The organism is Alkalihalobacillus sp. NPDC127517, assembly GCF_050276055.1.
GTDB lineage: Bacteria > Bacillota > Bacilli > Bacillales > Bacillaceae_D > Alkalicoccobacillus.
Genome location: NZ_JBNNQX010000005.1, coordinates 275124 through 283356 on the forward strand (window position 1 = coordinate 275124; position 8233 = coordinate 283356).

Annotated in this window: 12 protein-coding genes, 2 tRNA genes and 1 rRNA gene; 7 read left to right on the forward strand and 8 right to left on the reverse strand. The window is 39.0% G+C overall.

The genetic code is table 11. The annotated features are described in order from the left end of the window. Nucleotides 1–9: 9 nt before the first annotated feature. On the reverse strand, nt 10–867 hold the full coding sequence (locus ACQKKO_RS08890; protein ID WP_498646303.1) for a hypothetical protein: 858 nt from the start codon (nt 865–867) through the stop codon (nt 10–12). Nucleotides 868–959: 92 nt separating this feature from the next. Here ACQKKO_RS08890 and ACQKKO_RS08895 point away from each other — a divergent pair, with 92 nt between their 5' ends. Then, nucleotides 960–1349 carry a tautomerase family protein gene (locus tag ACQKKO_RS08895; RefSeq protein ID WP_498646305.1) on the forward strand — a complete coding sequence of 130 codons (390 nt, stop codon included), beginning with the start codon at nt 960–962 and terminating at the stop codon, nt 1347–1349. Here ACQKKO_RS08895 and ACQKKO_RS08900 read toward each other — a convergent pair. Continuing rightward, nucleotides 1346–1480 carry a hypothetical protein gene (locus ACQKKO_RS08900; protein WP_498646307.1) on the reverse strand — a complete coding sequence of 45 codons (135 nt, stop codon included), beginning with the start codon at nt 1478–1480 and terminating at the stop codon, nt 1346–1348. The genes ACQKKO_RS08895 and ACQKKO_RS08900 overlap by 4 nt on opposite strands. A gap of 125 nt (nt 1481–1605) precedes the next feature. Here ACQKKO_RS08900 and ACQKKO_RS08905 point away from each other — a divergent pair, with 125 nt between their 5' ends. Beyond that, nucleotides 1606–1953 carry a hypothetical protein gene (locus tag ACQKKO_RS08905; RefSeq protein ID WP_498646309.1) on the forward strand — a complete coding sequence of 116 codons (348 nt, stop codon included), beginning with the start codon at nt 1606–1608 and terminating at the stop codon, nt 1951–1953. Between the two features lie 26 nt (nt 1954–1979). On the opposite strand, the gene ACQKKO_RS08910 is transcribed toward ACQKKO_RS08905, so the two are convergent. Further along, a complete protein-coding gene (locus ACQKKO_RS08910) occupies nt 1980–3329 on the reverse strand; it encodes a hypothetical protein (RefSeq protein WP_498646311.1) in 1350 nt (449 codons plus the stop codon). A gap of 165 nt (nt 3330–3494) precedes the next feature. Between ACQKKO_RS08910 and ACQKKO_RS08915 the strand changes: the two genes are divergently transcribed. From ACQKKO_RS08915 to ACQKKO_RS08925, 3 genes are all read left to right on the forward strand, one after another. Next, nucleotides 3495–3830 carry a PadR family transcriptional regulator gene (locus ACQKKO_RS08915; RefSeq protein ID WP_498646312.1) on the forward strand — a complete coding sequence of 112 codons (336 nt, stop codon included), beginning with the start codon at nt 3495–3497 and terminating at the stop codon, nt 3828–3830. Then, nucleotides 3817–4539 carry a DUF2812 domain-containing protein gene (locus tag ACQKKO_RS08920; RefSeq protein WP_498646314.1) on the forward strand — a complete coding sequence of 241 codons (723 nt, stop codon included), beginning with the start codon at nt 3817–3819 and terminating at the stop codon, nt 4537–4539. Before ACQKKO_RS08915 ends, ACQKKO_RS08920 begins: the two co-directional genes overlap by 14 nt. A gap of 86 nt (nt 4540–4625) precedes the next feature. Then, nucleotides 4626–4895: a DUF3986 family protein gene (locus tag ACQKKO_RS08925; RefSeq protein ID WP_498646316.1), complete on the forward strand. Its 270-nt coding sequence runs from the start codon at nt 4626–4628 to the stop codon at nt 4893–4895. Between the two features lie 59 nt (nt 4896–4954). Here ACQKKO_RS08925 and ACQKKO_RS08930 read toward each other — a convergent pair whose 3' ends face one another. Beyond that, on the reverse strand, nt 4955–5173 hold the full coding sequence (locus tag ACQKKO_RS08930) for a CPBP family glutamic-type intramembrane protease (protein WP_498646349.1): 219 nt from the start codon (nt 5171–5173) through the stop codon (nt 4955–4957). 47 nt (nt 5174–5220) lie between these two features. Here ACQKKO_RS08930 and istA point away from each other — a divergent pair, with 47 nt between their 5' ends. Continuing rightward, nucleotides 5221–6453: an IS21 family transposase gene (gene istA, locus ACQKKO_RS08935; RefSeq protein ID WP_498646318.1), complete on the forward strand. Its 1233-nt coding sequence runs from the start codon at nt 5221–5223 to the stop codon at nt 6451–6453. After that, nucleotides 6450–7211, forward strand: a complete 762-nt coding sequence (gene istB / locus ACQKKO_RS08940; protein WP_498646320.1) for an IS21-like element helper ATPase IstB — start codon at nt 6450–6452, stop codon at nt 7209–7211. Before istA ends, istB begins: the two co-directional genes overlap by 4 nt. On the opposite strand, the gene ACQKKO_RS08945 is transcribed toward istB, so the two are convergent. The 4 genes from ACQKKO_RS08945 to rrf all read right to left on the reverse strand — a co-directional run. Then, a complete protein-coding gene (locus tag ACQKKO_RS08945; protein ID WP_498646322.1) occupies nt 7201–7725 on the reverse strand; it encodes a CPBP family intramembrane glutamic endopeptidase in 525 nt (174 codons plus the stop codon). The genes istB and ACQKKO_RS08945 overlap by 11 nt on opposite strands. Nucleotides 7726–7937: 212 nt before the next feature. Continuing rightward, a tRNA-Thr gene (locus tag ACQKKO_RS08950) sits at nt 7938–8010 on the reverse strand. Nucleotides 8011–8021: 11 nt separating this feature from the next. Next, nucleotides 8022–8096: transfer RNA gene (locus ACQKKO_RS08955), tRNA-Asn, on the reverse strand. 42 nt (nt 8097–8138) lie between these two features. Then, a 5S ribosomal RNA gene (gene rrf / locus ACQKKO_RS08960) occupies nt 8139–8233 on the reverse strand; the annotation flags it as partial.

Below are 8233 nucleotides of genomic sequence, written 5' to 3' on the forward strand. Positions count from 1 at the left end.
TTTCATCTGTTATGCTAGTGGCAAATCTTTATGTAATTCAGTCATCTGATCATGTAGGTCTATCACATCCTGTACCTGAGGATGGATCGTAGGATTCCCGAACGTGGCAACATGCTCGCAGGTTCGCCACTCGGAAGATACGCTTTTGTAGTTTTGCTCCCATTGATCCAGCTGCTGTTTGTCCTCTTGTTTCAGGTAAGGGAAACGCACAGGGGGTTTATACAATCCAATGCGTTTCGGCTTAGGAGTCAACCGTGCTCGAAAGCTTTTCTGAGCAGAGCACAGCTTTCGATATTGCGGGTCACTGTTCAACTGCTCCAACAACCGATCTGACTCCGCATTTCCTGGTGTGTAGACTTTATGCGTTAATAAGTAGCGCAACCCACCGCGAGTTCGATACACACGTACGCCTCTTTCTGAATGTTCTTCAACCCATCCTCTTATATGCTTAATAGCTGCTTCCTCAGTCGTTTCAGGTTTTTCAGTTGGTTCAAAAAACAAACCGAGAACGCGTTTAAATAGCGTTGGGGTAGGTTCTTCTATATCAACGTCCACAAACATCACATGAGCCGTATTCAACACCAAACAACCCTGCGCATTCCGCGTAATGACCAACTCCACCGATTCTTGCTCATCTTTTTGTTCAAAGATCACTTCTTCTCGAACAGGTCGATTACCGTAATATTCATTCGACAAATACTCACCAGAACGAATGCGATTTCGCAAAAGCTCAGCCGCTTGATTTGCCTGTTGCTGCGCATCATCCAGGCTATGATCAGACCATCGCCATACAGGAATGGATACTGAGTCTCCTGAAGCTTCTTTTTCATTTACTACTGATTTTGCCCAGAATTTTGGAAAATACATGTTAAAACTCTCCTTTAATTTGTGAAGGAATCAGAATGCGTTTATAGAAGGGAGTGTGTAATGAATGAAATTATTAAAAAGGAGAGATTAATTTGGGTCAAATTAAGATTTATGGATTAAAAGAAAAGCTAAATCCAATCAAAGCATCACTTTCCGATGCAATTCATTCTTGTCTAGTTGATGCATTTGAGTTCCCACCAAATAAAAGATTTCATCGCTTCTTTCCTATGGAAGAAGATGATTTTCATTATGACTTAAGTCGATCTTCTGCCTATACAATTGTAGAAATTAGCATCTTTGAAGGCAGAAACCTAGATACAAAAAAGAAACTGATTCAGCTTCTATTCAATCGGCTTGAAGATCAGCTACAACTGTCCCCTCACGATGTCGAAATAACGATCTTTGAAACACCTAAACAAAACTGGGGTATTCGTGGTCTCCCGGGAGATGAATTATCATTAGACTATAAAGTGGATCTCTAAGTAGACCTTCTTAAGCTTTTCAGGCTCTTAATACCGACCATAATCACACCAGCTAAAAGAACAATCGGTAACAGTTCAAACCCAAAATCTGTCCAATTAAATACGCTTATCGTTTCGCTGACTACTGACATCACCGCATCCATCCCTTTTTTATTTATAGTATCATAGAATATCCAAAAAACGTGCACCTGAATGTCATTAGTGCACGTTTGCAATTATTATTAGACCTATACACTTAAACATGCGGAGGCTTCCCATGAACTTAGAAGAAACAATCCAATCATTCATCAAACACGCTACCATTCATGATGATACACAACACTCAGGAAACTACAGAAAAGGAAATAAGTCTGCGGCCCTTCTCTTTGCATTATCTGATGAAATACATGGTGACAAAGACAATGGTCCTGAAATCATTGACCGTCTGTTAGAACAAACAAATCCCGGTGTCTTAATCTGGGCTAGTGGCCTTGCAATAGAAATGAATTATCGCAAGAAAGATGCGATACATATTTTGAGGGATCTCTCTTCAAACCAAGAATTAGGGATACAATCTCATAATGCTGAGATGTCTTTAACAGAGTATAAGAAGAAACGCTATTAAGATTGTTTGAATCATAGAGCGTGTATTCATTCCCTCTCATCAACCTCACCCGTTTCCTTATCAACCTGATACCAAGCATACGTGGTGAACTTCTCTTCAGTTGAAGAACCGACAGCTACAGCATAGTGGTCCTCTCCCTCGCGCTCTTCTACCATCATACCGATCTCTTCTGTATCAAACACATCATTTTCTTTAATATAATCATAGACCAAATCGGAAACGTCTTCTTTTTCAATCTTTGACTGATTCTCTGATCCTTCATTCTCAACACTCGCGTCAGCCAATTCATTTAAAGGATAGATTGAGATCACCCGGTCGGTTTCATTGATCAGTTGTAGTTCGTTCACTTGAAAATCAAGAGCAGCCAGTTGAATCACATGCTCAAACTGAATTCGTTCGTCTTCAGGAGCTTGTTCGTCTCGCATGAGTTCATATCGAACCGTTGCTAGACCGTCTTCTATCTCCGCCTCTTGAATGGATAAACCTTCATACAAACCTGTTTTATAAACACCATCATTCTCTTGAACCGTTGTCATTGCTTCAAGCGTTTGTTCAAAAGTAAATGGTTCACCATTCGGATCATTCATCTCTTCCTCAGCAGTGGCACCGCTGATGTAAAGGGGCTCACCATCATTGGAAGTCTCTTGAGTTATAACATAATATCCCCGGTTCAGCTCACTCTCTATTTCAATCGGTTCATTCCATTCGTTCTCCGCAAACTGTAGTCCTCTTTCTCCATCTTGATTGAATAGGTTTGCTTCTTCTACACCAAACCTAAAGCCAATTTCATCAAGCATACTCCAAAATATCGATGACTCTGAAGACGCCATACTTAATGTCTCATTCTCATCGTAATAAAAGTTAGCCGTCGTTCCATCTAATTCAAAATCAGATACATTTGAAAACAGCTCTCGTTGAGATTGATCGCTCTCCATTAAGGATTGATGAAATCTCTCCTCTACACTTAAATCTTCAGGGGTACGAACAAACGAATAGACTAAATCCTGTCCTTCAAGAACCTCTGTATAGATTAGGTACCCGCCTCTCACTTGTTCTTCCGTGTATTCTTCATCTTCATTGTTCTCTTCTTCTGAAACTGCAAGATCTTCTGTTTCCACCGGCTCTTCGTCACTGGTCTCTGCTTCATCGCCTTCTGTTGAATCACCGTTTTCTTCATTATCGTCATCAGATTCAGCTTCGCTCTCTGGAGCTTGCTCGTCGTCCTTATCACTCTCGGTTGTTTCAGTCACTTCTTGCTGTGATTCGTCTTGTGTTGGCTCGTTTTGTTCCTGTGTATCTGTGTCTGCCGAGGTGTTACACGCCACAGCCAAAGCAAAAACAGAAATGAATGCACTTATCTTCATATATTTCCTCAAAGACAATCCCTCCTTCATTTCAAGTGGTTTAGGAACCCATTCCCTTATGCTGGGATTAGAAACATCATTTGTGGGAAGGAAATAAGAGTTGACTTTTATATCACAAATAGATATATTATTTTTAGATATATCATATTATGATATAAAATAGAAACAGGTGATCAAATGAAACCAACCGAACAATTAACTGACTCTATGTTTTACATTATGGCTGCTTTAACAAAACCACGGCACGGGTACGCCATCATGAACCTAATCGAAGAAACAACGGATGGCATTCTAACCATTGGGCCTGCATCCATGTACACGATTATTAAGAAATTACTTAAAAACGAGTGGATTTACTTACATGATGCAACAGACTCAAGAAGAAAAACATACTTACTCACTCAAAAAGGAAGAGTCGTTTTAGAAGAAGATGTAGAGCTACGCAAGAAGATGATTCAATTAGCAGAAGCAGGACTTAAACTAAAGGAGGCAGGCGAAGATGAAAACCACTAAGTATATAGTGTCCGAAGGGTTGGCCTTTGGAGAAGAAACGGATATGAAGAAGCTGCAACTTAAGTCAAAAGAAGGCTGGCACCTAGAAAAGTTTGCTTTCATGGGATATACGCTTAAGAAAGGAGAACCGGCTGAGTATATTTATGATATTGATTATCGGAAACTGGATGACGCTGAGCAGGATGAATATATCAACTTGTTTTCAGAATCAGGTTGGACTCATGTGTTATCCGATCACGGTACACACATTTTTCGTGCCGCTCCAGGGACAAAGCCCATTTTTACAGATATGGGGACGATTGCGGAGAAGCAGCTTAACTTAGGGAAATCTCTGTTACCAATAACTATTATAACCCTTTTGTTAACTATTTTCTCATGGGTGGGGCTCTCCCTTAGTTCAGGCATGCTCAAGAATATACTCGCAGTTGCGATCGTACCGTTAACTATTGTGTCAGTACCCGCAGCTTGGACGGTATTAACTATTTATAAAAACAAATGGAGCGTTGAAGATAAGAAAGGATTAATCCTCATCGCTAAAGTTATCCCATACCTTCTTCTCTTAATTAGTTTGACGATTGTCTTTCTGATTTCTAATCATGTACATGATGGGCTTCTAACAATTTCTCGCATGGTAGTTTACGCTGCAGGTGGTTTTTTAATCGTTTATATAGTAATAAAGGTTATAGAGATCAGAGTAAATAAAGCCTAATGGAATGTTTAAGCTAGATTCTTCATTTCTCAGATGAGGCTCTTCATTTGTACATCGTTTAGTAGTGCTGGGAGGAACGTTATACTATGCTTTTTGATGAAACCATGCATATGCATGTAGGATATTACGAGAACAATCATGATATTGAGGGGATCTTTTTAAAAGTTCTAGACGAAGATATTTGGTGTCTTTTTTATAATGATGATGAATATGAGGTCAAAATACCAGATAAACGTGTTTACCCATTTTCAGAGGATTTTGGATGTTTGGTAGGAATGTATGTCATACCAGAAAAGGAACTGACTCACGAAAAGGGTACTAACTTGTTTTATCAGTTTTTCATCAAAATTATATGAGTAAAAGCTTTACTGCCTTATCTTAAAAGTGCTTCCGACTAGTGGGTGCGCTTTTTTTGTTATACTGAGTATTTCCATTTCCCTGAAACTGCAGAAAGCATAAGCCACGGTTCAATAATCATATTAATAACTACATGTGCGATAATTGGAGCTAGTGTACTTCTTCCTGAAAAGATATAGAGAGCCGCTAGTAAACATCCTAAAATAGTAGTAGAGACTATAATGTGAGCAACGGTGATAAAATCCCTAATAACAACGGTTTCAAATTCCTCAATAATAACAGATAATCATTTCTATACTAGAATCTGTTTGGAGTGTAGAAGTGATGATCAAGATTGGGGAATTTATGATGATTAAAGAATTACACAAGAAAGGCTGGTCTATCACTGCTATTTCAAGTGAAACTGGATTCGATCCAAAAACCATTAGGAAATACATACATTCTGACGGATTACCCTCTAAGAAGAAAACCTTAAAAAAAGAGAGTAAGTTGGAACCTTACAAAGAGTATCTATTGAAGCGTATAAAAGAAGGAACAACAAACTGTACTGTGTTATTGGAAGAAATACAATCAATGGGTTATGAGGGAAAACTGACAATCCTTCGGGATTTTGTTCGACCATTTCGTACGCGGCCTAAGAAACAAGCTACTATTAGGTATGAGACACCTCCAGGTAAACAGGCTCAAATGGATTGGGGACATATCGGAAAAGTAATGGTAGATAATGAAGAGAAAGATATCTATGCGTTTGTGATGATCTTGAGTTATTCCAGAATGAAATATGTGGAGTTTACAGATAGCATGGATTTGGAAACCTTGATGAAGAGTCATATGAATGCTTTCGCCTTCTTCAATGGAGTACCTGAGCAAATCTTATATGACAATATGAAAACGGCTGTTATTAAACATAGTCCAGTGGAAATACGGTTTAATCGAAAGTTTGAAGAATTTCTAGCATACTATGGCATCTCACCAAAAGCATGCAAACCCTATCGGCCTCAGACGAAAGGGAAAGTTGAAAATGTCGTTGGTTATTTAAAGAAAAACTTTATGCAGCGTAAGCATGAACCCACTTTAAAAGCACTGAACGATGATGTGAGAGTTTGGTTAGAGCAGACAGCGAACCGGAAGGTTCACCAAACGACTCTAGAAGCTCCAAATACGCGATTCCATCATGAGCAACGATATTTGATGAATTCAAATAGTAAGCCACTTTTCCCTATCCATCACTGGGAGATTAGAAAAGTCAGTAAAGATTGTTTTGTTTCTTTTAATGGAAAGAGATACTCTGTTCCTTTTAGATATGTGGGGCAGGAGTTGAAAGTAAAAGAAACATTAGATCACCATCTAGAGATCTTCGATCACTATGAATGTATAGCTAAACACCCGATTATTACCGGAAAAGCAAGAGACCATATTCACCTAGAACATTATAAAGGACTGCAAACGACTACTGTTGGTTTGCCGACCCACAGCCGTTTACAGTCCTCTGAGATCAAAGTGGAACAACGTTCCCTTCGAATCTATGAGCAACTAGAGGATGGTGAATCGTTATGAACACGAACCTACTAGTTGAACGCTTAGAAGAAATCGGTTGGCATTACACCGCCGATCATATAGATGGTCTGCTTGAAGACGCATCTAAAAATAATGTACCATATTCCGACTTCTTAATCACGGTCTTATCGAAAGAAATGGAGCAAAAAGAAAAAGCAGCTTTTAATAAGCGCCTTCAAAAGGCCAAGCTACCCTTTACTAAAAGCATCCATGATTTCGATTTTTCTTTCCAACCTAGCATTGATGAACGAAGAGTAAAAGACGTACTAACCGGTAGGTACATTCACAACGGTGACAATATACTACTTTTGGGTCCACCTGGTGTAGGCAAGACTCATCTAGCCATCTCAATGGCTTATGAAGCATTAACGCAAGGACATCATGCCTTGTTTATTACAGCAAACGATTTTATATCTGAGTGTCAAAAAGCTGACAAACAAGGGTTAATCCAACGGATTATCAAGAGGTATAGTCGACCAGATTTACTAATCATAGATGAGCTTGGTTATTTTAGCTTTGATGATTTAAGTGCAAATACGTTGTTTCAGATCATATCTAAAAGATACGAACATGGTGCGATGATCGTCACATCAAACAAATCTTATGTAGAATGGGGTAAAATATTTGGTGACGAAGTGTTAGCTACTGCCATCTTAGATCGCCTCATTCATCATTCAACAACCTTTAATATAAAAGGGAATTCGTATCGACTGAGGGAAAAGAAAAAGGCCGGCGTTCAACCGGCTATCATTCGCTGAAATAAGGGAATTTGATTCCGTTGAAAACAGGGAATTTCAGACCGTTGTTGACAATAACAGGAAAAATAACTTTTACTTCTCTCCTTAGCAAACCCCATGCACCATGAGCCAAACCAAAAGCTAGTCCAGAAGTGATGATTTGAGTAACACTTGATAGATTCAAAGTGTAAAGATAGTCCATTAATACTTGGCGAAACAACACTTCTTCTACTATACCTGTTGCAAACGCAGCCCATATACCAATAATCTTCAACCAATTAAACGTAAAAAGATGACTTCTTATAAATGGTATAGCATAGACAGTGTATATACTGTACGCAAGAATAATAACTAGAGTAAAAAGCCAAACCATTAAGTTATTCAGTAACTCTGCATGATAACCAATTCTCACCTCTATAAATCTTTGCGGGTTCCCAACATACCAATAAATAATACTTATCGTTAAAATACTTGAGATTATTAATAGGATCCAACTAGTTTTAACCTTTTCAGTTTTTGTTATGAAAGCATTCATGACCTAACCTCCTAAAATGCGCTTGAGCTAAGAGCATTAGGTCAATCTTACAGCATGAAATAAGGGTTTCCTATTCACCGAAGTCACTGTGATCTCGGATTATGGATTACTTTAGTCATTTATTTACTAAATGATTCTGATTCTAGCATTAAAAACAAAAAAATAAGCTTCCCCATCATCGGAGAAACCTTTATGTGGAACAATTCTATATAAGCTTCCAAGCGGATTCGAACCGCTGACCCCCACCTTACCATGGTGGTGCTCTACCTGCTGAGCTATGGAAGCAAAGCAAATATTGGCTCCACAGGTAGGACTCGAACCTACGACCGATCGGTTAACAGCCGATTGCTCTACCACTGAGCTACTGTGGAATAAATAAATAAATAAATTAATATATGTATAAACAAAAAAAAGCCCGGCAACGTTCTACTCTCGCAGGGGGAAGCCCCCAACTACCATTGACGCAGAAGAGCTTAACGGCCGTGTTCGGCATGGGAACGGGTGTGAC

Excerpts from the sequence above, each read along its gene's own strand:
- istA (WP_498646318.1), top strand. The coding sequence starts at position 5,221 with ATGATCAAGATTGGGGAATTTATGATGATTAAAGAATTACACAAGAAA.
- ACQKKO_RS08945 (WP_498646322.1), bottom strand. The coding sequence starts at position 7,725 with ATGAATGCTTTCATAACAAAAACTGAAAAGGTTAAAACTAGTTGGATC.
- ACQKKO_RS08905 (WP_498646309.1), top strand. The coding sequence starts at position 1,606 with ATGAACTTAGAAGAAACAATCCAATCATTCATCAAACACGCTACCATT.
- ACQKKO_RS08900 (WP_498646307.1), bottom strand. The coding sequence starts at position 1,480 with ATGTCAGTAGTCAGCGAAACGATAAGCGTATTTAATTGGACAGATTTT.
- ACQKKO_RS08890 (WP_498646303.1), bottom strand. The coding sequence starts at position 867 with ATGTATTTTCCAAAATTCTGGGCAAAATCAGTAGTAAATGAAAAAGAA.
- istB (WP_498646320.1), top strand. The coding sequence starts at position 6,450 with ATGAACACGAACCTACTAGTTGAACGCTTAGAAGAAATCGGTTGGCAT.
- ACQKKO_RS08920 (WP_498646314.1), top strand. The coding sequence starts at position 3,817 with ATGAAAACCACTAAGTATATAGTGTCCGAAGGGTTGGCCTTTGGAGAA.
- ACQKKO_RS08915 (WP_498646312.1), top strand. The coding sequence starts at position 3,495 with ATGAAACCAACCGAACAATTAACTGACTCTATGTTTTACATTATGGCT.
- ACQKKO_RS08925 (WP_498646316.1), top strand. The coding sequence starts at position 4,626 with ATGCTTTTTGATGAAACCATGCATATGCATGTAGGATATTACGAGAAC.